The organism is Roseibium sediminicola, assembly GCF_023156505.1.
Taxonomy (GTDB): Bacteria; Pseudomonadota; Alphaproteobacteria; order Rhizobiales; family Stappiaceae; genus Roseibium; species Roseibium sediminicola.
Map to the genome: position 1 here is coordinate 1 of NZ_JALNMJ010000038.1, position 26,977 is coordinate 26,977.

Sequence of the window (26,977 nt, forward strand, 5' to 3'; positions counted from 1 at the left end):
AAATCGCCTCCACGCCCGCCGGAAGACCGGTTGATGACGCTGGTCGCCGGCATCCATTCGTCCAATCCGGAGCTAACCTTGCGCGAAATCGCCGGTCAGCTCGAACGCCTGCACGAGCGTACGCCACGCGGCGGAACAAAATGGTCGCCTTCTTCCGTCAAGAACCTAATTGACCGGGCAAAGCGGACCGGTTTGCTCGAAGCAGTTTGAGTCCCAGATCGGAACTCCGGCGCAAATTGCCCGCCCAGACCCTGCGGACGAAGTCTCCGTGCGTTTGATTTCAACCGGTCGGAAAACTGGCGCCGGCACTGATCTCCGGTCAGGCCTCACCATGGCCTCACACCAGTCCATGCAGGGATTTGTGGAGGCGGAGTTTGCCCTCCCCTGCCCTGTCGATCATGGCGCGGAAATACCCGCCGGGCGATGCAATGTGCTCCGGATCCCGCAGGGCCTTTTCGGCAACAACCGCAAGGCAGGCCGCGGCCAGATATCTGCCTTGCCGCTCGACAGCGAGCTGATAACCGGCCGGACTGAGTCCGATCAGCAGGCGCAACTGCTCTGCAGCTCCACACAGGGCCGGCCAACTGTTCAAATTGGTCCCGGTTTCAGCCTGCACTGACGAACATGCCGACTGAATGAGCCCTATGGAGACGCCATCCAGGCTGGTTTCTGGAAATTTGCCTGCCTCTGCTCTTCCCGCTTGTGATTTCGGCCGTTGTGTTTCCGTGCGCCCGCCGCAAGGCTCTTTTTCAAGAGCCATTTCAACGGCGAAGCCGTTGTCAGAGGCAAATTCAGTGTCTTGCTCGTTAGAGCAAGTCCGTTGAGGATTACTTTCAAGGGAGTCGGTTTGGGTTGTAATAGATAAAGGGCTGACATCAATGTCACCCGCGCATGACATTTTATCTTTTGATTTCAACGAATGTGCTTCATGGAGAGTCAGGACCCGCGCATAGAGCGATTCCAGAAGTGCCGCCTTCTCCACCACATTCAACTCGTCCCGGATCACAACCGACTGTGCTCGGGCAGCAAACTCGTGAAACTCCGCAGGCTCAAGCTCAGCCATGTCGGCGATCGCCCGTGAAAACCGCGTGACAGCCCGCCTGGCTTCCTGCTCAGCCTTGATACGGCGCTGGAACGCATCCGCCTGGGCCTTGAAGGCTTCCAGATTGAAACAAGCTGGAGTGAAGTCCAGGCCATAGGCTTGTTCGGCTTCCCCTGCCCTGCCACGGTAAACATAGCGCCGCCCGGTCGGGCTGTCCCGATAGGCGAGAACCCCGACTTCGACGAGCTTCTTCAGGCAGCGCGTGACAGTGCGTGTGGTGCGCCGTGTATATTCGGCAAGCCGTTGGTTGGAGATCGCCACCACCGGCCGTTTCCCTGCCTGGAAGTCGTCGGGCTGCACAAGACCCAGGAGAATATCCAGAACATGGTAGGCCGTGCCATCGATACCAAGCGCCGGGGCGACGCGTTTCAGAACCAGGGAGATTTCCTTTTTGGTGACCTTCGGCCGATCCTCCTGGGACGCCAGATGCGCGCTCGCAAGGATCCCGGCAGACACCTTGCGAAAACTCGCAATCTGCTGAGACGAAGACATAAGTCCTCCTTTGCCGGAAGCGCATAAACGCGACCAGGCACTGAATTTTTAAATGCGAGACAAGCTGGAAGACGCAAGAAATCGTGCTCTGCTCGAAGACAGAACTTGCGTTGCGATGCGAGTGATTCTAGAATCGGAGTTGCGACACTGAGATTTTAGGCACTCGTGCTTATCTCAACTAAGGACCCGCCCTGGTGGCGGGTTCTTTGTTTATGAACTAGCCATCCGTTTCCTTTCCTGCCTTATACTCTGCCAAAAGCCGATCGAGGTTCTGCTCGATGTAGTCACCAAACTCCCCCGCGGTTTCAGAATTGATTTTTAGCTGAAACGCAGTTTGCGAACGTTGGATGCTCGCAGCCATGCTTTGGTCCGACGCTGTCCAAATAGATTTTTTTACACTTGTTCGGCCACGGCTTTTTGCGGAACGACCGGTCTGCTTTAACGTCTTAAGCATCAGCTCAAAACGCTCGTTCGAACTTAGTTCGTCAAATTCCGGTGCCCGGATTGCATCTAAGGCAATTCTTGAGAGTTGAGGATTAGCGATCAATCGCTTCATTTCTTCCCAACGATCGCGGCCGATCTTCTTAGCAGCTCCAATCGCGAAAATAATTCGACTGTCAATTGTAGTGGCTACGGATAGCATCCGAGACAGAAGTGCATCGTCGACTGACAAGGCTGTCTTAATTGTCTCACGCGATTGCCCCATGCTATCCAATTTTGCAGCAGCCATCGATTTTTCGATGAACGATAAATTGGAGCGAGCACTATTCTCCTGTCCCTGAGCGATCACATGTCCAATGTCTTCAATTGTCTTGATGACGGCACGAACCTTGACGCCGAGTTTTTGAGCAACTTTCCAACGCCGGTGACCGTAAACAATCATGTAACGGTTTTCTGTTTCCGGATGAGGACGCACCAAGATCGGAGTGGAGTTATAGCCATCTCGTTTAATGGCGTTTAGGAGCTCGGTAAACTCCAGATCATCCTCCTCGAGGCGATCAACGAAAAACGATGGGTCAATTGTGTCTGGTTCCAAGGAAACGATTACGTCCCCGGCCGCGACCAACTTAGCATTCTCAGCGATGTCACCCAATGACTTCTGCATCGCTCTGGATGCGCCCCGTCGCACATAGTCTGCCCGTGATTTATTTTCTTGCGCTGGTTGATCCTGGTCCGCGCCATCCAAACCAACAAGCTCCGAAAGAGCATGCTTGCGGCTCATCTACTCTCTCCCGACATTGAAATAAAAAATGTTTTTCGGCTCTTGTACGGCTGACAATTCAATCTCATGTTCGCCCCCACGCCCGGTGCACGAGATCTCTTATTTCTTCGTTGACGCTATTTAGCGACGTTATCGCGCGCTCGTAGGTTCCTCGGTTGAATTGGGCTTTTTCAACTTCATAGACTGTTTGCTTGGTGATACCCGCATCAGAAATTGCGGTGGATTTTACCATTTCGTTAGACAGCACCAACTTCGGAAACAGTGCCCGAAGAAAGCCCACCATCTGCATTTGTGGCCCATCTTGCGGCTCAAATCGAGTTACGAGATATCGGAACCAACTGAGGTTCAAGTCCGCGCCGGCGTCCTTGATGCTGCCCAGGATGCTACCTAGCATCAATAGAAACTGGCTCATAGAAAGGATGTCGAGCATCTGCGGATGTACTGTCACTAGAACCGAAGTGGACGCGGTGAGAGCAGTGAGTGTCAGGTAGCCGAGTTGTGGGGGACAATCGATAACGACAACGTCGTAGTCGTCATCAACCTCTTTCAACGCGTTCGAAATGCGAACAAAAAACAACTGCCCTTCCGAGTTGTCACGCTTTCCAGCTTCAACTGGGGTGTCATACTCATACTCTTGAAGATCCAAACTGGCCGGCACGATGTGTAGATTCGGAAAATTGGTCGGCTGAATGACTGTCTTGATGCTCTTTCGTTCGTCGTCGTAGCGCAAGGTTTCATAGAGTGATTGCGTGCCATCCAGTTCAGGCTGAATACCGTGCAACGCAGAAAGAGAAGCTTGCGGATCCAGGTCAATCGCCAAAACCCGGTGACCAGTTAATGCGAGAAACTGCGCTAAGTGTGATGCAGTTGTCGTTTTTCCACTTCCGCCTTTAAAGTTGACGACGGAAATAACCTGCAATTCTTCATCTTTATCGCGGCGCGGATCGTACTTTTTGGGGCCTCGTTTCGCTCGTTCTGCAAGCAGCTTCCGAAGTTCCAAAATCTGATCAGCTGTATAAGAGCGCCTTCCTGACAAGGACGTTGTGGGCGTTGGTCCCTCCCCGGCGAGATGCAATTTCTTGACATTGGATTGTGTGACACCCAAAAAGTAAGCTGTTTCCGAGAGTGAAAAGGTTCGTAGGCCTTTTTTGGCATTGGGCGGAAACTGCTCCATTCGCAGTATGTTGAGCTTGTCCGAAATCAACTCGCCCTGTGCAAGAATCATCTCATCAAAAGTACTACCGGACTCGGCAATAACGTCCATGCTCAGCCATCCACCTTAGTAACGCTTTTCTGCAAAAAAAAGCCATATAACGGGAATATGCCAAACTGGGAGCTCAACGCAAGCATTATTTGGTTAATCGATATTAACACTTTGCGCGTGTATCATATGCAGAAATGACGATACCCGGGCATCTACATTTGTCAGCCGTACAATAGGCAAAAAAACACAAAGATTTCAACGACGTTTCAGATTGAATAGCTGCCACTCGATACCAAACACATGCGTATTGCCTGGAGCCGAGAAGTGCTGGCTTTGAAGCATAATCCAAGAGCTAGAGTTTAATTCCGCATCCGACTCTACGAGTCACAGCGAATCTGCTGCACAGAGATTCGGGGAGGCGGCGTTCTTACCCGGCTTGCTCATGCTCGCACATTGTTTGGTGATTAGACGCGTGGCAGGCTAAGAAGTGGGTCAAGTACGGAGCAGGAACGCAATCGAGCTGGTTCGTCGGAGAATCTGGGCCGCTCCCCGCAGAGGCAACGCCCCTACGCCAAGGATCAGACCGCCTGTCAGGGCCGGTCCGCATCGCCGAAACGCCCTTGTCCCAGGTCGAGGGACTGCTGCCCTGGAACTGGGAACCGGCTACGAGGCAGCGTGCCAGAGAAGTGCATGGCTATTAATAGGATCATGATTGTCGGCGGTCCAGGGTCAGGTAAGACGTGGCTCGCCCAGCACCTTGGTCTCCGGTACGAACTGCCCATCCATGCAGTCGACGACGAAGTTTGGGATCGGAATGGGGCCTTGCGAGCACCGGAGGATATTGATGCGCGGTTACGCCGACTGGCGGCCCAAGATAGGTGGATCATCGAGGGTGGAAATAGCCGGACTTATGGGGACCGTGTTCAACGAGCCGACACAATCATTCGGCTGGCTCCACCGATATGGCGGCGGCTCTACCGTGTACTCCGTCGAGATGGCCTGCGGACAGAACTGCTTCGTTGGACGCTTCGATACGACAGGCTGTTCGGAACAAAAGACATTCTAGCCCTTCAAAATGGGAGGGCAACGGCAACATGCATCGAGATCCGTTCGAACAAGGACATGCAGCGCCTGCTCCGGATCGGAATTGAGTGCTTCTGAAACCTATCTAGGGGCAGAACAAGATCTGATCGAAATCCTGTGCTGAGGGCAAACGATAAGAGTACAACGCATCTATGGCATGCAATAGCCGAAGGGGGACAGCCCTGGTGGCTAATGACCATGCTCATGAGTGCGTTCGAAATGACGGGCACAAAGAGCAGCGGTAAGTGCTATCGTGGCAGAACTTAGCATGACGAGAAGGAGCCCCAAGCGGGCGTTTTCAGCCGCTAGAACGGCACCCGTCATCGTTGACATAATGGCCCCACCCAGAACCGCGATAGCGCTTGCCAAACCTGCGGCACTACCCGTGAGCTTCGGCCGAACCGACATCGCGCCCGCATTCGCACTCGGCATGGTAAGACCGTTAGAGACACCGACAAACATGCATGGACCGAACAGCGCCATCACATGATCGACACCGAAGAAATATAGGAACAGACCCAGTAGCAGGCCCATGCAGGCAATTGTCCGGCCAGCTATTAATGTGGTCGTCAACGGAAACCTGCCTGAGAAACGCCCAGCTAGATAGCTTCCTATCATGAAGCCCCCAGTGATCGATCCCATGTAGATGCCGAGCACGCCTGGAGACAGCTCCGATGCAGATCCAGCAGCTAGAGGGGCGCCAGTCAAAAAAGCGTAGAACGCACCAATCGAAAACGCCATGCACAAGGCATAGGCCCAAAAACGACGTGACTTAAACAGTTCGGGATACACCTGGAGTTGTTCGGTAATCGTGTTTGACGGTTCCCGGTTGGTCTCACCAAGATCGACCCAGCACAGCGCTAATACTACTGCGCCGGACAAGACGAGAAACCAGAAGCTTGCGCGCCACCCGAATGCCTCATCAAGTATTCCACCGAAACTCGGGCCAAGCATGGGCGCTATGGCCCACGCCATTGCAATATAGCCGATCTTGCTGGCGGCTTGCTCCTTGCTGGTCGTATCCCGAACGATGGCAAGAGCCACCGCATATGTTGGCACGATAACAGCCTGGACCATTCTACAAGCGAGAAAAGTCCAAATGTCAGGAGCAGTGGCACATCCCAGCGTGGCAACCACGAAGATTCCCAAACCCCACAGGATTACGGGACGGCGACCGAACCTGTCTGACATCGGCCCCATAATGATTTGGAGACCTGCCGAGACAGTTGCGTAAACGGCCAATGCGAGGCCGATGACACCATATTCCACGGCGAATTCCACTGCCATGTCGCTCAGCGACGGCAGAAATATGTTGACTGGAAGAATGCCAAGCGCTGACAGCAGGATCAGCGTAGACAGGTGCGGAGCGGATGAAGATTTTGGCATATTGGCTGGCAATAGTATTTTTGCAGAGAGAGGTCCGGGCACAAAAAAAGGCCCGGTAGAGGGGCCTTGCTTACCGCGCATGGGTGCTTTCCGCCGGGTGGCTACGCCACCCTGCCCATGCGCCTTCCTACTACGAAAGAAACCAAATCAACGCTCATGATGAAATAAGTAAAAGGCAACCTAGGGTGGGTCAACAGCCAATTCTTGCATGTTGCTATTGGACGCACGGGACGGCTCCTCCGGGCGGCGCGATATTCTCATTCCGTTCGAGCTTAACGCAGGATTCCGAGCAGATCTTGGTCTGCCCCCAACTAGGTGTAATTCGTTCAGTTAAACGCCAGAAAGGCTGCGGCGTGCCGCAGCCTTTCCTCTTTGTCGCGACCGTTTACCCCGCGCGGCGCGCGCGCATTGCGGCAACCGCCAGGCTCGGCAGAACCAGTTCCTGATAGAAGCCGGAAAACGGATCGAAGCCGTAGTTCACGCGGCTCTCGTAGCCGGCCGTGGAAAGCAGGAACAGACCGTTCATTGACGCAGTGTCAACGCGGGCCTTGAGCGACTGGACGCCTTCAAGTGCCGGAATGTAGCCGGCGTAAGCGAATTCGCCCGGCGCAGTCTGGACCGCGATTTCCAGGAAGTAGGACTCGCCATCGTTCAGAACGAAGATGACGGACACCGTCTCCTCGGCGACATCGCGGCCGTCCGACTGGAGCACCATAGCCTGGAGGTTGAAGGCCTCCTTTGCCTCGAGCGGGTAGTAACCGCCGACAAGCGGGTGGGTCCAGATCTGCTCCAGGGCCTCCAGCTCGAACGCGCGAGCCTGTGTCTGAGTGCGGTTGAAACGAAGGTTGGTTGCCTTCAGGGTCTGATTGAGGTTCATAATGAACCCTCCTTCTGATTTCGGCGGCCCGACCAGGACCGTGCTGGTTGCGATAGTGCGAGAGGAGCTGCTCTCGACATGCGCACCATCGCAGAGCTCGGGGGAGGCGTGCCGGCATCCGCCCTTGCTATCCGACCGGAAAGATGACCGGCCAGTTTGCCGGTTTCTGGCCGCAATCCATTCTAGAATGGCAGCAACGATAACCAGGAGAGGGACGCTGCCATGCCTTTTACTGAGATGGAGCTGGTATGGTTGCTCAAAGCAGCCGGTCAGAAAGACGTTGACATCGCCGTTCGTGTCGGAAGCCATGACAAGACGATCCGGAACATCAAGAAGGGTCTGGGCCGCAAGTCCAGTGCCTACGAAGACGGGCTGGAAATCATGGTGAGCGAGTTCGTCTCATATCCTTGGTCCCAATTGGCCCATGATCAAGTTCGGCGGATGCTCGGGTTGATCCGCACTGCTCGCTGGAACGATTTTCACAAGTCCTACGCCTTCAGCGGAGAAAGTTCCTTTAACCTCGCAATGCAGATCGATTCGGAAGGTCCGGTCTCGGAGGATGACTGGGGCCACGCCCTTGTCGCTTATGCCTTCAAGCTCGGAATGCAGCTCTCTTCCCTGACCGCCCATGTCCAGCATCGTGAGGGGTGGGAGGAAGCCGCCGGCTTGATGCTAAAGCTTCTTGGAAAATCCAACGAGGATTGGGCGAAGGTCCTGCGTTTCAAAGTCGCCGGGAACCGGATCATTCTGGTCTGGAAACGGACGCCTCACGAGAAGAGGGCAAACGCTGAAATGCGCGAACTCATCGAGACCAGCGGTTACAGCGATCACCTGATCGGCTTCAACGAAATCATTCCGAAGGATCCCGTTGCACCGTTCAACGCGCTTGCCATCGCATCACGTTTTGGAAACCAGGATAGGTATCAGGACCTTTACGAACGCCTGGTGAAAGCAGATGGGCGCTACCGGAACCTCGAAACCCTGGAGGATCCCGATTTTGACACAGATTTTGACGACTTCCGGCGCTGGTATCGCAGCAACAGAAAGAAGGTAGCCTGATATGATCAACCGGCTGAAAACTGTTTCGCTTGCCCTCGCAATGTCAACAATCGGTTTGACACTTGTCCCGGGCATGGCATCCGCAGAGCAATGGCAGATAGTCGATGTGACCGGCCCCCTCAAAAACGATTACGCTACCGCTCCTAAGGCGCGACCTGGTGTCTGGTCGCAGCTCGTTGCCCCTGCATCTGATGCCAACTATGGCTCCTTGCAGGCGGCTCACCTCAAGCCCCATCTCGGCGGCTACCTGAATGGATCAATTGCTTTGAAACCCGTGATCGATCTGCCGGTCAGCAGTGAAGGCAGTTGGTATTCGGATGGATTCCAATGGGTTGACTTGAAACCACATGTCGCGCCACCAACCGCTAGTATGGATATGCCCAATGCCGGGGAAACGAACACCATCATCCTGGCTGACCTTAAACCGCATCTACAAAGGTTCTGAACAGGTGGAGACTGCGAGAAACTCCATTGTAAGAACTTGCAGACTCCGTTGCGTCACCTATACGTAGCACCGAGAGTGCGTTCTCCCCTAATGTTCGCGTCTCGAAGAGCAAACTGAATGCCGGGGTCAGCGTTTTCACTTCACCTGGCTCCGGCCTTTTTGTCCGAAGCCGGGAAGCGTAAACACGCCCCACATCTTGCTTGCATTCTCTATATCTACCCTTATAAGTAGCAGTGTGAGTGCTTGGCCCCATTGTTGTCCTACGCCTCTCGTAGATCAAACTCGACGCCGGAGCCTGTGTTTCTCTGCACGCGCTCCGGCCTTTTTGTCTGCTGAGGGGAGGGTCGTATTAATGCCCTTTTCCAGGCAGACCTTTCCGCCACTTTCAGCTCAGAAGACTTGAGGGGGATCCGAATGAAGCACGATCACACAATCGCAGCTCGGATCCACAAAGCGGTTACGGACTTCGAACGTCAGTGGCTGTCCGGCGGTCACCTGGTGGAGGTGATGGTTCCACATCTGCCCGATCTCCAGGATCTGTGGGGCCGAGTCAGCGATCGGGAGTTGCGTGAATTGTGTTTGGCCTATCCAGGCATTCACCGGTTTGCCGCTCTCATGGAGGATTTTTCGATGCAAGATCAACAGATGCGTGGGAGCGGCCCCCATCCTTTTCAGCACCTGGGCGAACTCAAAGAGCCGTTCCGGAGTGAAGCTGAGCGGTTGCTGCGTCTCGCCAGCGAACTGCAAGCCGGAAATGGCTCGACAGAACAGCGCATCAATTTGCTCTATGAGTGGAAGCAGGACGTTGAGCGGCTGCTTTCGGGAGATTTTGCCGGTTCTTTGCCCCAGGACGTGACCGAGGTTCTATCCAAGACATTTGAAACGATAGAGACCCGGATGTGATGGATCCTAGGCTATGATGGAGAGGGCGATATTGCAGCCTCGTTCGAAATGGTCGAGTTGGAAACCGAGCACGGTCTGGATAGTGTCCGCCGTATCCAGCTCACCTCTGCCGATCGCATCCTCAGTGAGATAGAGAAACCAGTTTCGTAAAGAGGCAGCGCCTGGCAGGAGTTCGTTGACAACCTGCTGGCTTGTAACGTGTTTCTGGCCGTCTTCGCCGAGAATCTGATTGAGGGCAGTGAGGATCGCCTTGGCGGCGGCCACATCCGGCAGCTCCTCCGAGAGTGTTGAGCTTGCGGGATCGAATGCGTTCATGAGCAAATCCTTAGTGTTTTCAAAGCAGGGCGCCGGCTGAATTTAGAGCCCATATTTTCGCAATACGCCCAAATGTGCGCACCCAGCCTCCTGGGCCAATTAAGAATCCTGTGTCTTGCTTTTCCGGATTTTGGCCAGGGCGCTCTTAATGTTGTTTTGAGCATCGGCGCGGCTTTTTTCAGTGATCTCCCCGGTTGCATCGTAGACCGGGTTCAGATCGAGATCATACCGCCGGTCTTCTTCGATGACAGCGTTTGAATAGGTGAGGGACCTCACCAGGACACCCAGGGCCTTTTTGACGACCTTACGGTCCCGAGCATTTGGATAGCGGGCGAGGAGATCGTCGGCTATCCCGATTTTCATGGGGCTCACCCTTTCGGCGAGAAAAATTTTCGGCAAGTCCACTGTCTTGCTGATCCCGAGGGCCTCGGTCAGCTGATTAAGAACCTTGGTTTTGAACCCGGGTTTGAGAACTCGCCGGTCCCGTATTTTCTTCCTGCGAGTTGGAGTCGCATCTTGCGGTTCGTTGCCTCCGGAGAGCATCGCCGTTTCCGGCGTGCTGGAGCTTTCGGTTTCTGGTTCGGCCGCAGCAGGATCAGATTTTGCCGGCCCCGATCCAAAGAGCCTCAAGGTCTTCTTCGCCGAATTGACACTCGATTGCACCTTGGCGGGCAGGGCGGCCGCATGCTCGTTGCTTTCATCCGGGTTGATCATGTCTTGCCTTTGAAATTCAGGAATGTGCGAGTCCGAAGAGGGATCTCTTCAGGTTTAGCTTGTGATCCGACGCCCTGTCGATCATGGCGCGGAAATATCCGCCGGGAGAGGCGATCATCCGAGAATCGCGCAGGGCCTTTTCAGCGACGACGGCAAGGCAGGCTGCCGGCAGGTGTTTTCCATGGCGCAACACGGCCTGGGTATATCCGGCTTCGCTGAGCCCGACGAGGAGCCGCAGGTCCTCGACCGCGGCGCAAAGATCGGCCCAGGATTTGAACCGGGCGTTGGTTTCGGTTTGCGCCAGAGAACAGGCGGACTGGATCAGCCCGATGGAGACGCCTTCGAGATTGCCGACATCCGATTGAGTGAGCCGATCACCCACGCTTGCCCCGGCATGGCCGGCTTCCACCGTTTCCGCTTGTTCATTCGGATGTTGTGTTTCGCTTCCCGCTCCGCAAGGCTCTTTTTCAAGAGCCATTTCAACGGCGAAGCCGTTGTCAGCCTTAAGGTTGGCTTCTTGCTCGTTAGAGCAAGTCCGCTTGTTACGAGAAAATACAGAAGGTGGTGGGTTTGTATTATATATGTGGGGGACATTTTGACCGCCCGCAGGCGACATTTCAGCCTCTTTTGAGGCGTCTTGAGCTTTCTCCTGACGCCGGTTTTCCACAACACCCAGAACATCGTCATAGAGGGCCTGAAGCCACTCGGCACACGCTTCCGGATCGTGCCGCAGCTCGGCCAACAGCTTCTCGGCATGCGTGGCATAGTCAGAAAAGTCCGGCCCGGCCGCTTCCACCAGATCTATGACGGCACGGGACAACCGGGTGACGGCGCGCCTAGCGTTACGCTCCCGGTTAAGAGCATCCCGGTATTCATCGGCTAGGACGGCAAAGGCATCGAGATTGAAACAGGCGGGCGTGAAATCCAGCCCGTAAGCCTCGTCCGGCGTGCCGTCGTGCTTGCGGTAGACATAGCGCCGGCCGGTCGGACTATCGCGATAGGCAAGGATTCCGACTTCGACCAGGGATTTGAGGCACCGCGAAACGGTCTTGATGGAAGCACCGGTATATTGCATCAGGCGGTCGTTTGAGATCGCCACGATGGGCCGCTTGCCGGCAGCAAAGTCTTCCGGCCGGACCAGGCCGAGCAGGATGTCGAGGATCTGATAGGCCGAACGCCGGATGCCGAGGGCAGGAGCCGCGCGTTTGAGCGTGCGGGCCAGCTCGGCCTTGGCGACTTCCGGCCGGTCGTCGTGGGCCGCCAGTGCAGCGCTGGCGAGGATCCCGTCCGACAGTTTCCGGAAACAGGCAATGTGTTGACGAGCGGAAGGGTTCGCGCTCTCGCGCGGTGAAAACGGTTGGTCTTGGTCCATGTACTTAAATGAGACCAGGCAACAAAAATCCGTTCACCGAAACAGTGGTCAGGATTGACAGCGATGTGGGGGATGTACTACAAAAAATGTGCTAAAATTCTTCAGTACATCTCCCATTGTCGGTTTGTTCCGATGACGGGTTTTGTCGTTCTGGGACTCTTTTTTCCTACTTGATTGCTTTTGAAAATGAATGGCTTGATCGGGTTCGCTGGACTTTGGTCAAAGCCAGTGCGGATCGAGCTAAACGACCACAGATGAGACCCTGTCATTTCTGCTAGGTATGGTTGAGTAAACTGATTCACCCAATTGACGCAATGTCATGTGGGAACCGGTCTGCCCTTTCCTCAGTTAAGCTGGCTACGACGCCCCGGCAGAGGTCCGCCTTCCAGGTCTGCCTGAGGAACGAGAGACAAAACATCCGCCACGGTTTCCTCAGAAACCTGTTGGCCGGCTTCCGACATAAGGGTGGCGATCAAACGGAGCGCAACTTCGAACTCGCCATTGAACAACGCCCAATTAATGCGCCGTGCATCTTCATCGCGAATGTTCTTATTGGGATGCGTCACCGGGCGGAGCCTCTTGAACAAATTCATTCAGAGGCAACACCCTGGTGGCCGGATGTTGGAAACCTACGAACGCATAGGCACGCCGCTTTTAGACCGGGGTCCTGGACATAGCGGACGTCACCCGGCCATAGGGCCGAGCGTTCGAGAGGTTTCCACGCCTCACTTCGCGGACTGACGCGAAGCGGGGGCAGTGTGGCCAATTCTACGAGAAATTTCAATGGCGAAGATTACAGCCCTTGAGTGGATCACTTTCGGTCGGACCATTCACTCAACCCAGGTGTTCGCTTCTTGACGTCCACCTCTTGGTCATGAGCACTGCTTTTCAATTGTTTGCTTCGGCGCGCGGCGTGCTCCGCACCGAAAAAACGCGGCTGCCAGATGCACTGGCAAATCTACCCCTAGCCGGCCCGGCACGAGCCTGGGCGGAAAATGTGTCGAACGGCAGCGGTATGCGCAACTAACCGCAAGCCGCAGATTCTGCGATTCAAGATCTGAAATTGCACTCGTGAATTCGCAAAGAGGTATTTTCGGTTTCTTTATCAGTCGAACTGAAAGAATTCGGTTGTCTCGGAGTGCGCTTGTTCAGCGTCCAGGATCAAATCGACATCGCAACCTAAATGTGTCGCGTGATGTTGATCCTCATCGGCGCAATGGCTGAATTAGAGTCGTCACTGATCACTGAGAGTGTCATCGCCGGCATGAAAGCGGCCGCAGCGCGCGGCAAGCATCTCGGCCGTCCTCCGCTTGCACCTCGGCTAATCGCCGAAATCGAAACACTCGTAGCCTCGACCGGGTTCAGTGTGCGGCAAATTCACGGAAAAATTGCCGGAAAGGCCAGTCGCGGCCGTGTTGTTGAAATCGTTAAACGTATCCGATCAGCGAAGCCGCAGGCCGTGTTGTAATCTGTGATCAGGCCCATTCAAATTGCGTCTTGAGGGCTTGCCAATTAAAGTTGAGTCATTTAGTCATATTTTTGACATTGTGTGTGCGCCATATAGCAACCGTCGATTGTGATCGCGCGTTCGTAACTGGTGATCCCTTCGCTGGATGGTCGTAATATGAGGATATGTTCATGACGGCTTGCATCGGTTTTTATTACTTGATCGACCCGAGACTGCTTGTTCCGACCGAGGAAACTGACATTGACCGGCTCGAAGAAGTCGAGTGCGAACTCCTGAAATCGGGACGTTGGCGGTGCCCGGTTGCCGCCCAGAAAGATGCCCTGTTCATCATGGACGGACATCATCGGCTTGAAGTCTCAAGACGCCTCCAGCTTGAAGTTATCCCGGTTGTTCTTCTGGATTACACTCATGTTCATGTGGAAGCCTGGCGTCCGGCCGAGACGGTAACAGCTGAGCACATCTGGTCCATGTACCGCAGTGGTGGGAAATTTCCCAGCAAGACAACCCGGCATGTCTTCCACACACCTCTGCCTGGTTGCGACATTCCATTGGATGCGCTGCGCCATGCGCAGCCAGTACTCCGGCATCGTCCTCAAGCGGCTCCCCTCCAACACGGCGCCATGAGCGCCTAAGCAACCTCCCACCGACCGGAACGATTTCAACGGCTGTTTCTCGGATTCAGTCGCCGGTTTTTCTATGCCTAACGATGAAAGGAAACGAACATGACGCAGTCCTACCTGCGCACCCCCGCGATGCACATTCTCTCGCGAACGGACCTGGCCGATATCGAAATCCCACCGGCGGATGTAATCCGCATGGTCGAGGACGCCTATCTGTATCACGCGAACGGTGCTTCGCGTTGCCCGACCAAACTTATGATGCCTTTACCGGAAGCGCAGCGTGATGCGGTGTCCTATTCCATGCTTGGCTATGACGGCGCACTCCAGCAACTCGGCTTCAAGACGTCCTACCGCCAGGGCAGCGAAAGTGCCGAAAAATACTACACGACGATTAGCCTATATGACGACACGACGGGCCTTCCCTTTGCGTTCATGGATTGCCAACGTGTCGGCGCTTCCCGCACGCCGGCGACCAGCGCCATCATCGCCAAGCATTGCGCGAAGGAAGCCGCGAAGTCGGTGCTGATGATCGGTACCGGGGCGCAAGGTATCAACACACTACCCTATCTTGCCACCGCGCTCCCTTCTCTGGAAACTTTCCGTCTATTCGGAACTCATCCCGATGGGATCGCGGCCAGCATGGCGGCCTTTTCTCGCCATTTCCCCGATCGGAAAGTCGAACTGGTGGAGGATGTGCCCGCCGCCGCGGCGATGTCCGATATCGTGGTAGCCGCATCCGGCCGGGCTGCGCATCCGAAGATTCAGACCAAGTGGCTTCAACCTGGCGGTCTGCTGATTTCAGTCGCGAGCAAGGGCGTGGAAACCGGCGCATTGAGCGAGGCGGATTACACAGTCGCAACAAATGAAGGCCAGATGGGTGTCACCGGGAAAAGGCTTGCAGGCCATGATGGGTTTGCCGGTATTGACGCCGAACTCCCTGACATCGTCGCAGGCAAGATGCCGGGCCGCAGATCGCCGGAAGACAGGGTCTTCGCCTTCAGCAGCGGCATGATCATAACGGACATACCGGTGGCCCATGCTCTCGCCACCCGCGGAATTGCAGCAGGCCGTGGCCGGAGGGTTGAGTTGTGGAAATAGCGATCAATGCATTGCGTGCCCAGGAGAGATCCTGGGCGCCGGCCGTACGACAGGAGAACGGACTTCTCGACCAGATCAGCGGCTCCATTGGTGGACCGTTCCACCTCATTCATCCTGGTAGTTTCGCGGAGAATTTGGCTGCCTTCCAAAAGGTTCTCCGCGATAAGAACGTCGCCGGGCACGTTTTTTTCGGCAAAAAGGCGAATAAGGCCAGCGCATGGCTGCCGGAAATTGCCAAGCTGGAAGGGTCGGTGGATGTCGCCAGCATTCCGGAATTCGTGCATGCCCTTGCGAACGGAATACGCGGTGAACGCATCGGTGTAACCGGAGCTGCGAAAAACAACGATTTGCTTTGGCTCGCGGCCCGCCATGGAGCGGCGGTCGCTATAGATGCACTCGATGAACTCGAAAGAGCGATTACTATCGCAAAACAAACAACGCCTCTGAGGGTTCTGCTGCGCTTGTTGCCGCCAACCGCGCCCGACAGCAGGTTCGGTTTCAACGAGACTGATCTGCAATCCGCTCTTCAACGGTGCGCAGAAGTCAGAGACCATGTTGTCCTGGATGGGTTTTCCTTCCATCTGGACGGATATGCTGTGGAACCGCGCACGGAGTTTGCCTTCACCCTGATCGATCGATGCCTGGAAGCCCGCCAGAACGGTTTCCCCTGCTCGGCAATTTCAATTGGAGGTGGATTTGCCTGCAGTTATGTCTCCGAAGACGATTGGAACGCTTTCAAGGGAGGCCTTGATCCCTCGCTTTTCCATGCGGGAAAGAGTTTCTCGCATTTTTACCCTTATTTTCAGACCCCAACCGGGGCGGACATGCTGGACGCTATCCTTGAACGGCCGTCCGCTGAGGGCACTCTGGCCTCGCGCCTACTCAGCACGGGAATTGCCCTCTATATCGAGCCTGGCCGGGCACTGCTTGACGGCGCAGGCATGAGCGTCTTCCCGGTGCAAGGTTTCAAGCGCAACACAGACCACGGCATTGTCACTGTGGCCGGCCTCAGCATGAGCCTGTCGGAGCAATGGAAAAACAGCGAGTTTCTTCCCACACCCATGCTGATTCAGCGTGGGCCGGCCAGGCAACAAACCCCGGTGCGCGCAGCAATCGGGGGCTCGAGCTGCATGGAATATGACGTCTTGACCTGGCGGAAGATCATGTTTCCCGCCGCTCCGCGGTACGGCGACCTGATCATCTATCCCAACACCGCCGGATATCAGATGGACAAGAACGAGAGCGAATTCCATCAACTCGCCCTGCCTCCAAAAATCGTTGTCGGCAAGCAGGAAGACCATTTCACCTGGAGGATGGACCAATGAACGTGCTCACCAATTATCCTCTTGAGCAGATCAAGACAAAAAGCTCGGAACTCATCGGAAATACCCCACTGTTCGAGCTGGCCCGGACAGGATCGGGCAGCCGGTTGCTGCTGAAGCTGGAGCAGTTCAATCCGACTGGCTCATGCAAGGTTCGCATGGCCCGGGAAATGATCCTGGCGGCCGAACAGGATGGCAAGCTGAAGCCTGGGGGTCACATCGTCGAACCGACATCGGGAAACACGGGCACGGGCCTTGCCCTGGTCGCCATTGAACGCGGCTACAAATTTACCGCTGTTGTCGACCATCACGCGGCCCGGGACAAGCTTCGCGCGATGCAGGCGATGGGGGTCAATCTTGTCTTTGCGCAAAGCAAGGGGGAGGGCCCCAGTACCGTGGAGCGACGGCGAATAGCAGCAGAGATTGCGGAAATGACCGGCGCGTTCTGGCCCGATCAGCATTACAATCCGAACAACAACAAGGGCTACACCGACCTTGCAATAGAACTGGTTCGCGACCTTGGTGTGGACCTGAACTACATCGTCGGCGCCGTTGGCACTGGCGGTACATTGTGTGGGACCGTCAAAGAACTGCGCAAGCTTGGGTCCAAGGTGACCAGTATTGGAGTCGAACCGCTTGGATCTATCATTTTTGGCGGCCCTGCAGGCAAGTATTGGCAGTCCGGGTCCGGAGCACCGGGCGGCTTTACCGTCGGTCCCAATGTTGAGTACGATTTGATCGATGAGGCTTTGAAGGTCAATGACCTGGACGCCTTCTCGATGGCCCGCGTCGTTGCACGCCGCACTGGGCTCCTCGTCGGCGGTACGGCCGGGGCTGCCATCCATGCAGCCCTGACGCGTCTGGCTCTTGTCGAACCGCACAGCATCATAGTTGTTCTGGTTTGCGACGCTGGCGAAAAATATCTTGACAGCGTTTTCAACGACGATTGGCTTATGGAGCGGCATCTCCTGGACGAGACGGCACATCAGCGCCTGAGTCGGCTTATTGATGCCTATCAGGATTCCATCAGACTGTCGTCTGAGCCATTGATCGCAATCGGAGCGTGATCGACGATGAACTCGAAATTCGCTCCATATCGGGATATCCTGGCTCTTGCGGCCCCGATAGCCGGGATCCAGTTCGCTCAAGTCGCACTGACAAGCACGGACCTTCTCATGATGGGCCTGATCGGCGTCGAGGCCATTGCAGCAGGCGGGTTGGCCTTGCTCCTCTACAATCAGCTTCGCACCATGTGCGTCGGCATGGTGACGGGCCTGGGCAATCAGATCGCCGGGGCAATCGCGCGCGGCGAAAAGCGGACGGGCACTGATCTTCCGGACGAAATTGCTCACGAAGAGGTCCGGACTCTTTTGCGATCGGGCTTGGCCGTGGCAGCTCTGACCGCCATTGCCGCCGGTATACTGCTAGCGGCTCTGGGACAGGTATTCCCCTTTCTAGGACAAAGTGGCGAAGTCGTCAGGCTCGCACAGCCCATTTTGCTTACCATCGCTCCGGGGTTGTTGCCAATGCTGTGGCTAAACGTCTTGAGACAGTTTGCTGTGGGGCTCAGGCGGGCGGGCTCTCTGTTTCGGGTGACGGTTATTTCCATCGCGGTAAATGCAGCGCTTGATGCCGCTTTCATCTACGGCTGGTTTGGACTACCCAAGCTGGGTTTGAGCGGAATCGGCCTTGCGACCACGCTCGTGCAGACATGGACGTTCCTGACCTATTTACGCACCGTGCGGCGCGACGAAACACTTGCGCCACTGATTGCTCTGGATCTCTGGCGGGCAGACCCTGCCGTCATGAAACAGATTGCGCGAATGGGAACCCCAATTGCGCTGACATATGGATCGGAGGCCGCGATCACCTCCATCGCAACGGTTTTCATGGGCACATTCGGACCGGTTGCACTGGCCGCTTCCAATATCGTCAATCAGCTTGCCTATATTGTATACCAGCTCAACATCGGGCTGTCGCAGAGCTCGTCGATCCTGGTCAGCCGGGCGGTCAGCAAACACCATCTCGATGAGGCAGGCGGTATTGCGACGCGCGCGCTCGCCATCAGCTTTTCCATTATGAGCGTGATCGGCCTCGTCTACGTTCTTTTCCCGCAGACCGTTTTGCGTCCATTCCTCGGGTTGGACGATAACCCGGCTGTCTTGACTGTAGCATCGGTATTGTTGTGGTTTGCCATTGCACATCAGTATTTCAAGGGATCGCAGAATATCTGCGTCGGCCTGCTGCGCGGGCTCGGCAACACGAAAGCAGGCCTCACGAACACCTTGATTGGCTATTGGCTGGTCGGCATTCCCGCGATGGCCCTTTGCGCCTATTGGGCCGGATGGGAAGCCTATGGGGTTTGGTTCGGCCTTTGCCTGGGGTTCGGCGTGACGAGCCTGCTGCTGTGGCGGCGGTTCATTGTGGATTTACGGGCAGGACAAACACAGTTGCACGTCAGCGCCCCTGAGGCGCCAAGTATGGAACGAGCAAGAGCATAACCGCCTTCCGCCGCATATTCATTGATCGGCTGGCTGCCCAAGCCCGCCGATCGCGATTGTGTTTGGCCCTTGGCAATATCGCCTCTCGCGTACTTGACGCCACGAATACACGCATCTTAGAAATCCGTTGACGGTTCTCAAAGACAGATGTCGGCGAGATTAATAGGGAACACGGTGCGGACGACCCAAAAGGGGCCAAAACCGTGGCTGCCCCCGCAACTGTAAGCGGAAGTCTTTCGTCCTTGTGCTGCGTTTTTCGCAGCATGTCACTGTAGCGGCTCAACAGAGCCATACGGGAAGGCAGACGTAGAGGCGCTGATCCGCGAGCCAGGAGACCTGCCGTCAACACGAAATCCGAATTTACGAGCGGGGAAGCTCTGAAAGGATGTTGACGATGACCCACCTGACCTGATCCTTCGAGGATGACCGGAGCATGGACGCATTACTTTGCGGGCGTGCTGCCGCGGAATTCCCGGATTTCTCCCGTTTGTATTCAATTGAACGGTGTCGCTCCGACGCGGTTCCACCGTTGATACCTGCCTTGATGGATGTCACCCCATGAGCAAATCAATCACCCGAGCCTTGTCTGCGTGCAGCCTGGCCCTCGTGTTCGCCACCGCGGCGGACAATCTCCTTGCCCAGGAAACCAACTATCCCCTTGAGATCGAGAACTGCGGGCGCACGCTTCAAATCGCCGGACCGCCCGAGAAGGCGGTCACGGTCGGGCAAGGCCTGACCGAAATCATGCTGCGGTTGGGCTTGAAAGATCATATCGCCGGGACATCGCTCTGGCTGGTGCCGCTCCCGGAAGACCTCAAAGAGCAAGGCGGCAACCTTCCGAGGCTGGCCGATAATTCGCCGGCGTTCGAGGCCGTCCTGAAGGTCAGGCCGCAGATCGTTCTCAATGAATGGAGCGACGATATCAACGAGAACGGCGGCCGTGTGGGCAGTTTCGAGCAGTTCCCGGATTTCGGAATTGCAACCTACACCTCCCCCTCCGAGTGCGCCAAAAGCACTCCCACAGAGGGAGATGGCGACGGGGCACGCGACAAGGCATGGTCCGTAGACCTGCTGGAACGTTCGATTTTCGAGCTGGCGCAAATATTCGACGTGCAGGAGGCAGGTGACAAATTGATCGCCGACAACCGGGCGCGAATCGAGGCGGCCGCGGCCAACGCGGCAGAGCTCAAGGCCAAAGACGTTTCGGTCCTTTATTGGTTCTCATCACCAGCCGATGTCGAAGGTGAAGCCTATGTGGCCGGCCAGCTCGGAGCCCCGGGATGGATTTCCAGTGTCGTCGGTGTGCGCAACGTCATCGAAAGCAACGAGGAATGGCCACTTGTCGGATGGGAGACGATCGTCCAACTGGATCCGACGGTAATCGTACTGGCCACGATGGAGCGGCGCCGGCAGCCCGCTGACGATGTGGAAGTGCGGCGGCACTTCCTGATGACGGATCCCGTCGCCAACCAGCTGACTGCGGTGCGCGAGGGCAATCTGATCGAGATGGACGCCCAGTCGATGAACCCCACTCTGCGGTCTGTCGACGGAGTTGAGGTGCTGGCACAGGGGCTGCGCGCCCACGGCCTGACCGAGTAAATTCATGCGGGCAATGACACAAAGCTCCCTCGCCATCCAGCCCCAAGGGGTAGGTTTGTTCCTCGTGGCCAGCAGCATCGCTTTGCTGCTGGCCGCCTGGGCGGCAATGACCATCGGTGATGTCGAGGCATCTTCCGGCGATGTCGTCCGGATTCTCGCAAACCGATTGTTTGGTGCGGCCTATACGATCGACCCCATCAGCGATGGAGTGGTTTGGCACTACCGGCTCAGCCGTGCAGTGGTCGCTGCGTGTGCAGGCGGCGGCCTTGCTCTCTGTGGGGTGGTATTGCAGGCACTGCTGCGCAACCCGCTCGCCGAACCCTATCTGCTCGGAATTTCGGCCGGCGCGTCGACCGGCGCGGTACTCGTCATTATCCTCGGTTTCAGCATCGGTGGGCTGGGCTTGTCCGGCGGTGCGTTCCTGGGGGCGGCATCGGCTTTCGGATTTGTCGCAATCTTGGCACGCGGGGCAGGCAGCGGTGTTGACCGGGTCATCCTGGCGGGTATCGCAGGAGCGCAACTGTTCAACGCGGCCACTTCTTTCATCGTCACCACGTCCGCGGATGCCGAACAGACGCGTGGCGTCATGTTCTGGTTGCTGGGCAGCCTTGGCGGCGTGCGCTGGCCCGATACCTGGGTTGCGGTGCCGGTGCTTGCTCTGGGTCTCGCCTACTGCCTGTCCAAGGCGCGGGCACTCGATGCCTTTGCCTTTGGCGATGAAGCTGCTGCGTCCCTGGGGATAGAGGTTTCTTCGCTGCGCACCGGCCTGTTCGCGGTCACCGCCCTATTAACCGCCGCCGTGGTGAGCATTGTTGGCGCGGTGGGCTTTGTTGGCTTGGTAGTGCCCCACGCGACCAGGTTTCTGGTCGGTCCTCGCCACGAACGCCTGATCCCGGCCTCGGTGCTGGCCGGGGCGGTGTTTCTGATCGTTGCGGACATCTTGTCACGCACCATGATCAGCGGGCAGGTGCTGCCCATTGGCGTAGTGACGGCCATGGTCGGGGCACCGGCCTTTGCCATCATTCTCTGGCGAACGAGGCGACGGGTATGACGCTGGAATGCCGAAATGTCGTGTGGCGTGCAGATGGCCGGCCGATTGTTGACGGCGTTAGCCTTTCGATCCCCAAACGCGGTGTCATCGGGCTGGTTGGACCGAACGGTTCGGGAAAATCCAGCCTGTTGCGCGTGCTGGCCGGATTGCGCCCCGCTCATGGTGGGGCGGTGCTGCTTGACGGGCAGCTGCTTTCGAGGATGCGCCGCAGGCAGGTGGCACGAAGCCTCGCATTCGTTGCTCAGCATGCGGACACGGGGACCGAGCTGAGCGCGCACGAGGTAGTGATGCTGGGACGCACGCCCCACCGCAGTGCCTGGGCCGCATGGTCCAAGACCGACGACGACGCGATATCCTCCGCATTGAGGCAGGTGAAAATGGAACACAAGGCGGCCCAGGCCTGGTCGACGCTTTCAGGTGGAGAGCGCCAGCGCGTCCAGATTGCGCGCGCACTGGCACAGAAGCCGGAGCTTCTGTTGTTGGATGAGCCGACCAACCATCTCGATATCCGCCACCAGATCGACTTGCTGCACCTGCTGCGCAATCTCGAATGCGGTACGATTGTCGCCCTGCACGATCTCGATCATGCCGCGGCTTTTTGTGACCGGATCGCGGTGATCACCGATGGGCGACTGATCGCGGAAGGCACGCCCGAGACCGTGATTACACCCGACATGATCGCACGTGTTTTTGGTGTCGAAGCCACGGTGCATCCGCCTTCCGGACAGAGGCGGCCACGGGTTTCCTTCTGTCTTTAGCGGGTTTCCCACAAAATACACTTGTGCTTGAAGCTTGGCGCTACGACCTCGGTCGGGCGACGATTATGCGCGCGCAGCAGTGCAATTCCCAATGCCACAAGTGCGTTCGACTCTAAAACATGATTGCAATACTCATGTTTTAAATTTACAACTCGCGATATCGAAACGGCCCTGTTGCATCTGACACCGGTTTCTCGTCGCCGTTCCGGCCCAACGAGCGACGGAGGAGTTCGAGAGCGACACGTCTGTGATTGACTATTTTAAACTGGAGAAACGCGACATGAAACGCCGCAGCTTCCTCATCTGCGCCCTCGCAGGGGGCGTGTCCATTCTGACTTCGATACCGGCACTGTCTCAAGAGTCAGTTTCAATCACGGATGACCGCGGTGTCGCGGTAGAGATTCCAGGTACCCCGGAGCGCATTGCGAGCATATCCTATTTTGCGGTTGACGTTGCACTGGCACTTGGCATCAAGCCAGTCGCGACCACCTATATGGTGGCGGACCGCCATCCCGACTTTCTGTTGGGCCTAACCACCGAAATGAAGCAGCTTGGTCAGCGCGCGAAGCCCAATCTGGAGCTTTTGTCCGAAGCCCATCCGGATCTCATCGTTGCAATGCGCCGCTATACCGAAGGCAACGCTGCCCAGCTCGAGGGTATTGCGCCCTACGTCGCCTACAACATGGAGCTTCTGGACAAGAGCTATGAGGATGTCGCCGAGCTCGCAACTATTCTGGGCAAGCCCGAGCGGGGGGCGGAGCTCAACGACGCCTTTAAAGCACATGTGGCGCAGGTGACAGAAAAAGCGCCGAAAGACGAACAACCACGCTTTGTGATGATGTGGGGTGGAGAGGTTCCCTTTGCCTTCCACACGGAGAACACCACGGCTTCCATCGTTTCTGCGATCGGTGGCAACAATATAGCAGGCCCCATGCAGACAGACGGTAAATTCGGCATGGAACTCAGCCTTGAGACCATGCTGGAAAAGGACCCGGAAGTCATTTTCGTCTATGATTATGGTCCGGACCGTCCGCATGAAAGCAACCCGATCTGGAGCCAGCTTTCCGCGGTCAAGAACGGCCGTGTTCACTATGTCGGTGATCAGTGGGTCGAAGCCAACGGTCCGATCGGTCGCGAGATCGTTCTACGAGAGGCCGCCCATTACCTGTATCCGGACGTGTTCCCGGAAGTTGATGTCAAGGCGGAAGCTGCCAAGATCATTCCCACCGAGCTGCAGATGTAATGCTCGCAGGTGCGGGATCCCTATCTGGAAATAGCGCAAGATCGCTGACGATGACCACGGCCGTTGTCGTCAGCGCCTTGATGATTGTCGCTACCGGACTGCTCGCCGGTGCACGGCCGATCGCACCTGACGCCCTCCTTGCGGCATTGCTTGCACCTGACGAAAAAATCGATTCCATCATTGTGTGGGTGCTGCGATTACCGCGTAGCCTGGTTGCTTACTGTGCTGGAGCGGGTCTCGGTGTGTCGGGCTATCTGTTGCAAAGCCTCACCCGCAACCCTCTTGCGGGGCCGGGGACAACCGGCGTCACTGCCGGAGCCGTAGCGCCAATCGTTTATTGCTCGGTCTTTTTGCCCTGGATGTCGCCTCAATTCTATCCGATCGTCGGCATGCTGGGGGGCTTAACTGCGGCGCTCGTCACCTTCTGGATTGCTCGTGGTGGTACGGGTCGGCCACTCCACCTTGCGCTCGGCGGTATCAGCGTCTCGCTCTTTCTCGGGGCACTGACGACAGCAATTCTCCTAGCCAGCGGACCGCAGGCCGCAACGCTCACATTCTGGCTTGCCGGTGGTTTCCAGGGGCGCTCATGGATACAACTGGCCTTTATGGTTCCCTGGGTCATTGCAGGACTGGGAGGTGCACTTTTCTGTCAACGAGCCGTCGGCCTGCTCTCGCTCAGTGACGAGGTCGCCGCTGGAATGGGCCTGCGGCTGACGTTCTGGAAGCCGTTGCTGTTGTTTGCTGCCGTCCTGCCTGTGGCCGGGGTTGCCCCCGTAGCGGGACCGGTTGCCTTTGTTGGCTTGGTAGCACCTCATATCGCCCGGCTTCTGAAACCGGAGGGCCCGGGCTGGACCATCGCACTCTCGGCTGCACTTGGGGGGCTGATGACGGCGAGTGCAGACATCATTGCCCGCAGCGTGGCAGCACCGCAGGAATTGCCCGTGGGAATGGTCACGGCTTTGGTTGGTGGCCCGGTGTTCATCTATCTTGTCCAGCGTCCTGGTCTTGCTTTCAACAGGGGGATAGGAACATGAACACCGTCCTGGCACGCCGTCCGACTGTTCCCCTCTGGTTTTGGCTAGGCAGCATTTTTTTCTGCTTTCTGTCGGTGCTGCTGTCGGTATTCCTCGGCGTTGCCGATATCCCGCCTGCAGATGTTATCGAGGCTCTATCAGGAAGAGGAACGGCGCAAGCACATTCGATCATCGTGGACATCCGCCTGCCACGCATTGTCACTGGCATTCTAGCTGGCATCCACTTCGCGATTGCCGGACTTTTGCTCCAGACGATCACGCGCAATCCGCTCGCAGATCCATCGATCATGGGAATTTCCCAGGGCGCTACGCTTTCGGTTACACTCTTTCTGCTGTTTACCGTCTATCTTCAAGAACCTGGATCGAACACGTTGTTCGCCCTTCCCCTGGAATGGTTGCCCTTGGTAGGCATGGCAGGTGGTGTGATTGCAGGCGGGACAATCTACGCTCTGGCATTTCGCCGGGATCTCGGGCCCATGCGCATCACGTTGTGCGGTATCGCGGTCGGCGCGGTGCTGCATGCGCTGGCAATCGGCCTGATCGCAGGCTGGGGATCGGCCCGTATCGAAGTCCTGCTCGAATGGCTTTCCGGCAGCCTTTATGCGCGTACTTGGAAACATGCCCTGTTCCTGAGCCCATTCACGTTTGTGGGCCTCTTGGCTTTGCCGGTGTTCCAGAGGCCCCTGGAACTCCTGCGCTTCGACGCGCCGGTAGCACAGTCCTTCGGATTGTCATACCAGCGGCAATTCTCCATCGGGTTGTTTCTGTCGTGCGTGCTAGCTGCCAGCGCTGTCGGCGTTGTCGGACCGATCGTTTTCGTTGGCCTGATTGTTCCTCATCTTGCCCGCTATTTCTGCAGCCGGCACACCGCGCTGGTCCTGCCGTTGACCCTCACGCTAGGTGCCATCGTCATTACCCTCGGTGATCTTGCCGGGCGGCTGGTAGGGCAGGTGGAGGAGATACCGATCGGCGTCGTCACCGCAATCTGCGGCGTTCCCGTCCTCATTGCGCTCTTGCGCAGAATTTCGTGAGTTCCCGCAATGCTATCCTGCACTTCCCTCACCGTTTCTTACGGCCGCCGCACGGCACTCGAGGATTTTCATCTCTCGATGCGGCCTGGTGAAGTTCGCGCTCTGATCGGGCCAAACGGATCAGGCAAAAGCACGGCGTTGCAAGCAATGGCTGGCCTTATTCGCCCCATTGGAGGACAGATTACGATCAATGGGAATAGCATCACTGCAATGTCGCGGCGCCAGATCGCAAAAGAACTGGCGTTCCTGCCGCAGCAACCGTCAGCGCCTGACGAGATGACCGTGGCCCAATTGATCCGACAGGGACGCTTTGCCCATGTTGGACTGTTTGGCCGGTACGATCAGCGCGATGAAGACGCCATTCAATGGGCGCTCGTGAATACCGGACTTTCCGATTTCGCCAACCGCCCGCTCAGGGAGCTTTCTGGCGGTGAGCGCCAGCGCGCCTGGATCGCAGCTGCCCTCGCTCAAGAAGCGGGCATTTTGCTCTTGGATGAGCCGACAACATTTCTTGACATCGGGTATCAGGTTGAGGTCATCGACCTCGTACATCGGCTCAGCCGCGAAAGAGCCGTAGCCGTCGTCATGGCGATCCACGATCTCAATCAGGCCATGGCGGTCTGTGACCGGATATCGCTTCTTGAACAAGGCAAGCTTGTTTTCGACGGCAATCCAACAGACTTGGCGCGCTCAGGTCTCGTCGAGCAAGTCTTTCGCGTCAAGGGAAGGTTCGTCCCAATCGCTCACAATGCACCGCCCCACTTCGATGTAGAGCTCGTCCGGCGAAGTGTCCTTACGGCCTGAAATCAACGCACCATTCAGCATTGCTTTATCGATAAATTTAACAAGTCAAACATCCCGCCTTAGGTGTGGAAAACATTTTTATCAACCTTGCGATGAGACCCCATTCGGTGTTGGGTTGCGCCCTCTCGCAAGGTAATCAACCACTGATTGCTGTAGCCGTAAATCATTGATCTGAAATAAAAAAGGACACTCCGAATGACCTCCGGAGCGCCTGGGCTCATCCCTGTGCCCGGTTCGATAAATGCTGTCTCGACGAGACCACACCAGCCTTTGA

At 56.6% G+C, this 26,977-nt stretch carries 26 protein-coding genes, 1 pseudogene and 1 riboswitch; of the genes and pseudogenes, 17 read left to right on the forward strand and 10 right to left on the reverse strand.

From position 1 onward, the window contains the following. Positions 1-210 (forward strand): annotated as a pseudogene (locus M0H32_RS27995) (recombinase family protein); the annotation flags it as partial. A gap of 127 nt (positions 211-337) precedes the next feature. On the opposite strand, the gene repC (M0H32_RS28000) reads toward M0H32_RS27995, so the two are convergent. The 5 genes from repC (M0H32_RS28000) to M0H32_RS28020 all read right to left on the reverse strand — a co-directional run bounded on the left by repC (M0H32_RS28000) (position 338) and on the right by M0H32_RS28020 (position 7,366). Continuing rightward, the gene (repC, locus tag M0H32_RS28000) at positions 338-1,594 is read right to left on the reverse strand and encodes a plasmid replication protein RepC (protein WP_248159952.1); all 1,257 of its coding nucleotides are present in this window, start codon (positions 1,592-1,594) and stop codon (positions 338-340) included. 217 nt (positions 1,595-1,811) lie between these two features. Next, positions 1,812-2,816, reverse strand: coding sequence for a plasmid partitioning protein RepB (gene repB, locus M0H32_RS28005; RefSeq protein ID WP_248159953.1), 1,005 nt, complete (start codon positions 2,814-2,816; stop codon positions 1,812-1,814). A gap of 64 nt (positions 2,817-2,880) precedes the next feature. Further along, on the reverse strand, positions 2,881-4,080 hold the full coding sequence (repA, locus tag M0H32_RS28010; protein WP_248159955.1) for a plasmid partitioning protein RepA: 1,200 nt from the start codon (positions 4,078-4,080) through the stop codon (positions 2,881-2,883). Between the two features lie 1,212 nt (positions 4,081-5,292). After that, positions 5,293-6,570, reverse strand: a complete 1,278-nt coding sequence (locus M0H32_RS28015) for a multidrug effflux MFS transporter (protein ID WP_248159956.1) — start codon at positions 6,568-6,570, stop codon at positions 5,293-5,295. 304 nt (positions 6,571-6,874) lie between these two features. Then, complete coding sequence (locus M0H32_RS28020) at positions 6,875-7,366, reverse strand: hypothetical protein (protein ID WP_248159957.1); 492 nt, start codon at positions 7,364-7,366, stop codon at positions 6,875-6,877. A gap of 222 nt (positions 7,367-7,588) precedes the next feature. On the opposite strand from M0H32_RS28020, the gene M0H32_RS28025 reads away from it, so the two are divergent. From M0H32_RS28025 to M0H32_RS28035, 3 genes are all read left to right on the forward strand, one after another. Then, positions 7,589-8,425 carry a hypothetical protein gene (locus M0H32_RS28025; protein ID WP_248159958.1) on the forward strand — a complete coding sequence of 279 codons (837 nt, stop codon included), beginning with the start codon at positions 7,589-7,591 and terminating at the stop codon, positions 8,423-8,425. Position 8,426: 1 nt separating this feature from the next. Continuing rightward, positions 8,427-8,870 (forward strand): hypothetical protein, encoded by a 444-nt coding sequence (locus M0H32_RS28030; RefSeq protein ID WP_248159959.1) that lies wholly within the window; start codon positions 8,427-8,429, stop codon positions 8,868-8,870. 414 nt (positions 8,871-9,284) lie between these two features. Continuing rightward, positions 9,285-9,773 (forward strand): hypothetical protein, encoded by a 489-nt coding sequence (locus M0H32_RS28035; RefSeq protein ID WP_248159960.1) that lies wholly within the window; start codon positions 9,285-9,287, stop codon positions 9,771-9,773. A 6-nt stretch (positions 9,774-9,779) separates the two neighbouring features. Here M0H32_RS28035 and M0H32_RS28040 read toward each other — a convergent pair whose 3' ends face one another. The 4 genes from M0H32_RS28040 to M0H32_RS28055 all read right to left on the reverse strand — a co-directional run bounded on the left by M0H32_RS28040 (position 9,780) and on the right by M0H32_RS28055 (position 12,767). Further along, on the reverse strand, positions 9,780-10,088 hold the full coding sequence (locus M0H32_RS28040) for an RNA polymerase subunit sigma-54 (RefSeq protein ID WP_248159962.1): 309 nt from the start codon (positions 10,086-10,088) through the stop codon (positions 9,780-9,782). Positions 10,089-10,187: 99 nt separating this feature from the next. Then, positions 10,188-10,802, reverse strand: a complete 615-nt coding sequence (locus tag M0H32_RS28045) for a ProQ/FINO family protein (RefSeq protein ID WP_248159963.1) — start codon at positions 10,800-10,802, stop codon at positions 10,188-10,190. 16 nt (positions 10,803-10,818) lie between these two features. Beyond that, positions 10,819-12,174, reverse strand: a complete 1,356-nt coding sequence (gene repC, locus M0H32_RS28050) for a plasmid replication protein RepC (RefSeq protein WP_248159965.1) — start codon at positions 12,172-12,174, stop codon at positions 10,819-10,821. Between the two features lie 344 nt (positions 12,175-12,518). Continuing rightward, positions 12,519-12,767: a hypothetical protein gene (locus M0H32_RS28055; protein WP_248159967.1), complete on the reverse strand. Its 249-nt coding sequence runs from the start codon at positions 12,765-12,767 to the stop codon at positions 12,519-12,521. 602 nt (positions 12,768-13,369) lie between these two features. On the opposite strand from M0H32_RS28055, the gene M0H32_RS28060 reads away from it, so the two are divergent. From M0H32_RS28060 to M0H32_RS28120, 13 genes are all read left to right on the forward strand, one after another. Next, a complete protein-coding gene (locus M0H32_RS28060; protein ID WP_248159969.1) occupies positions 13,370-13,642 on the forward strand; it encodes a recombinase family protein in 273 nt (90 codons plus the stop codon). Positions 13,643-13,812: 170 nt separating this feature from the next. Beyond that, positions 13,813-14,274 (forward strand): ParB N-terminal domain-containing protein, encoded by a 462-nt coding sequence (locus M0H32_RS28065; protein ID WP_248159971.1) that lies wholly within the window; start codon positions 13,813-13,815, stop codon positions 14,272-14,274. A gap of 90 nt (positions 14,275-14,364) precedes the next feature. After that, positions 14,365-15,360 (forward strand): ornithine cyclodeaminase, encoded by a 996-nt coding sequence (locus M0H32_RS28070; protein WP_248159974.1) that lies wholly within the window; start codon positions 14,365-14,367, stop codon positions 15,358-15,360. Beyond that, positions 15,351-16,685: a type III PLP-dependent enzyme domain-containing protein gene (locus tag M0H32_RS28075; RefSeq protein ID WP_248159976.1), complete on the forward strand. Its 1,335-nt coding sequence runs from the start codon at positions 15,351-15,353 to the stop codon at positions 16,683-16,685. The genes M0H32_RS28070 and M0H32_RS28075 overlap by 10 nt, the downstream gene beginning before the upstream one ends. Next, the gene (locus M0H32_RS28080) at positions 16,682-17,749 is read left to right on the forward strand and encodes a PLP-dependent cysteine synthase family protein (RefSeq protein ID WP_248159978.1); all 1,068 of its coding nucleotides are present in this window, start codon (positions 16,682-16,684) and stop codon (positions 17,747-17,749) included. Before M0H32_RS28075 ends, M0H32_RS28080 begins: the two co-directional genes overlap by 4 nt. Before the next feature lie 6 nt (positions 17,750-17,755). Next, a complete protein-coding gene (locus M0H32_RS28085) occupies positions 17,756-19,183 on the forward strand; it encodes an MATE family efflux transporter (protein WP_282449594.1) in 1,428 nt (475 codons plus the stop codon). A 114-nt stretch (positions 19,184-19,297) separates the two neighbouring features. After that, positions 19,298-19,541, forward strand: a riboswitch (cobalamin riboswitch). A gap of 200 nt (positions 19,542-19,741) precedes the next feature. Next, the gene (locus M0H32_RS28090; protein ID WP_248159982.1) at positions 19,742-20,782 is read left to right on the forward strand and encodes an ABC transporter substrate-binding protein; all 1,041 of its coding nucleotides are present in this window, start codon (positions 19,742-19,744) and stop codon (positions 20,780-20,782) included. A 13-nt stretch (positions 20,783-20,795) separates the two neighbouring features. Then, entirely contained in the window at positions 20,796-21,833 is a 1,038-nt protein-coding gene (locus M0H32_RS28095; RefSeq protein ID WP_282449596.1) for a FecCD family ABC transporter permease, read from the forward strand. Then, the gene (locus M0H32_RS28100; protein WP_248159984.1) at positions 21,830-22,591 is read left to right on the forward strand and encodes an ABC transporter ATP-binding protein; all 762 of its coding nucleotides are present in this window, start codon (positions 21,830-21,832) and stop codon (positions 22,589-22,591) included. Before M0H32_RS28095 ends, M0H32_RS28100 begins: the two co-directional genes overlap by 4 nt. Before the next feature lie 280 nt (positions 22,592-22,871). Next, positions 22,872-23,834, forward strand: a complete 963-nt coding sequence (locus tag M0H32_RS28105; protein ID WP_248159986.1) for an ABC transporter substrate-binding protein — start codon at positions 22,872-22,874, stop codon at positions 23,832-23,834. Positions 23,835-23,884: 50 nt separating this feature from the next. Beyond that, positions 23,885-24,868 (forward strand): FecCD family ABC transporter permease, encoded by a 984-nt coding sequence (locus tag M0H32_RS28110; RefSeq protein WP_248159988.1) that lies wholly within the window; start codon positions 23,885-23,887, stop codon positions 24,866-24,868. Next, positions 24,865-25,899 carry a FecCD family ABC transporter permease gene (locus tag M0H32_RS28115; protein ID WP_248159990.1) on the forward strand — a complete coding sequence of 345 codons (1,035 nt, stop codon included), beginning with the start codon at positions 24,865-24,867 and terminating at the stop codon, positions 25,897-25,899. Before M0H32_RS28110 ends, M0H32_RS28115 begins: the two co-directional genes overlap by 4 nt. Before the next feature lie 9 nt (positions 25,900-25,908). After that, positions 25,909-26,703: an ABC transporter ATP-binding protein gene (locus M0H32_RS28120; protein ID WP_248159991.1), complete on the forward strand. Its 795-nt coding sequence runs from the start codon at positions 25,909-25,911 to the stop codon at positions 26,701-26,703. A 59-nt stretch (positions 26,704-26,762) separates the two neighbouring features. On the opposite strand, the gene M0H32_RS28125 is transcribed toward M0H32_RS28120, so the two are convergent. Next, on the reverse strand, positions 26,763-26,977 hold a 215-nt coding region (locus M0H32_RS28125), incomplete at its 5' end, for a hypothetical protein (RefSeq protein WP_248159992.1).

What these genes read in the sequence shown, in the direction of transcription:
- repC (WP_248159952.1), bottom strand. Translation starts at nt 1,594, where the DNA reads ATGTCTTCGTCTCAGCAGATTGCGAGTTTTCGCAAGGTGTCTGCCGGG.
- repB (WP_248159953.1), bottom strand. Translation starts at nt 2,816, where the DNA reads ATGAGCCGCAAGCATGCTCTTTCGGAGCTTGTTGGTTTGGATGGCGCG.
- repA (WP_248159955.1), bottom strand. Translation starts at nt 4,080, where the DNA reads ATGGACGTTATTGCCGAGTCCGGTAGTACTTTTGATGAGATGATTCTT.
- M0H32_RS28015 (WP_248159956.1), bottom strand. Translation starts at nt 6,570, where the DNA reads ATGCGCGGTAAGCAAGGCCCCTCTACCGGGCCTTTTTTTGTGCCCGGA.
- M0H32_RS28020 (WP_248159957.1), bottom strand. Translation starts at nt 7,366, where the DNA reads ATGAACCTCAATCAGACCCTGAAGGCAACCAACCTTCGTTTCAACCGC.
- M0H32_RS28025 (WP_248159958.1), top strand. Translation starts at nt 7,589, where the DNA reads ATGCCTTTTACTGAGATGGAGCTGGTATGGTTGCTCAAAGCAGCCGGT.
- M0H32_RS28030 (WP_248159959.1), top strand. Translation starts at nt 8,427, where the DNA reads ATGATCAACCGGCTGAAAACTGTTTCGCTTGCCCTCGCAATGTCAACA.
- M0H32_RS28035 (WP_248159960.1), top strand. Translation starts at nt 9,285, where the DNA reads ATGAAGCACGATCACACAATCGCAGCTCGGATCCACAAAGCGGTTACG.
- M0H32_RS28040 (WP_248159962.1), bottom strand. Translation starts at nt 10,088, where the DNA reads ATGAACGCATTCGATCCCGCAAGCTCAACACTCTCGGAGGAGCTGCCG.
- M0H32_RS28045 (WP_248159963.1), bottom strand. Translation starts at nt 10,802, where the DNA reads ATGATCAACCCGGATGAAAGCAACGAGCATGCGGCCGCCCTGCCCGCC.
- repC (WP_248159965.1), bottom strand. Translation starts at nt 12,174, where the DNA reads ATGGACCAAGACCAACCGTTTTCACCGCGCGAGAGCGCGAACCCTTCC.
- M0H32_RS28055 (WP_248159967.1), bottom strand. Translation starts at nt 12,767, where the DNA reads ATGAATTTGTTCAAGAGGCTCCGCCCGGTGACGCATCCCAATAAGAAC.
- M0H32_RS28060 (WP_248159969.1), top strand. Translation starts at nt 13,370, where the DNA reads ATGTTGATCCTCATCGGCGCAATGGCTGAATTAGAGTCGTCACTGATC.
- M0H32_RS28065 (WP_248159971.1), top strand. Translation starts at nt 13,813, where the DNA reads ATGACGGCTTGCATCGGTTTTTATTACTTGATCGACCCGAGACTGCTT.
- M0H32_RS28070 (WP_248159974.1), top strand. Translation starts at nt 14,365, where the DNA reads ATGACGCAGTCCTACCTGCGCACCCCCGCGATGCACATTCTCTCGCGA.
- M0H32_RS28080 (WP_248159978.1), top strand. Translation starts at nt 16,682, where the DNA reads ATGAACGTGCTCACCAATTATCCTCTTGAGCAGATCAAGACAAAAAGC.
- M0H32_RS28085 (WP_282449594.1), top strand. Translation starts at nt 17,756, where the DNA reads ATGAACTCGAAATTCGCTCCATATCGGGATATCCTGGCTCTTGCGGCC.
- M0H32_RS28090 (WP_248159982.1), top strand. Translation starts at nt 19,742, where the DNA reads ATGAGCAAATCAATCACCCGAGCCTTGTCTGCGTGCAGCCTGGCCCTC.
- M0H32_RS28095 (WP_282449596.1), top strand. Translation starts at nt 20,796, where the DNA reads ATGACACAAAGCTCCCTCGCCATCCAGCCCCAAGGGGTAGGTTTGTTC.
- M0H32_RS28100 (WP_248159984.1), top strand. Translation starts at nt 21,830, where the DNA reads ATGACGCTGGAATGCCGAAATGTCGTGTGGCGTGCAGATGGCCGGCCG.
- M0H32_RS28105 (WP_248159986.1), top strand. Translation starts at nt 22,872, where the DNA reads ATGAAACGCCGCAGCTTCCTCATCTGCGCCCTCGCAGGGGGCGTGTCC.
- M0H32_RS28110 (WP_248159988.1), top strand. Translation starts at nt 23,885, where the DNA reads ATGACCACGGCCGTTGTCGTCAGCGCCTTGATGATTGTCGCTACCGGA.
- M0H32_RS28115 (WP_248159990.1), top strand. Translation starts at nt 24,865, where the DNA reads ATGAACACCGTCCTGGCACGCCGTCCGACTGTTCCCCTCTGGTTTTGG.
- M0H32_RS28120 (WP_248159991.1), top strand. Translation starts at nt 25,909, where the DNA reads ATGCTATCCTGCACTTCCCTCACCGTTTCTTACGGCCGCCGCACGGCA.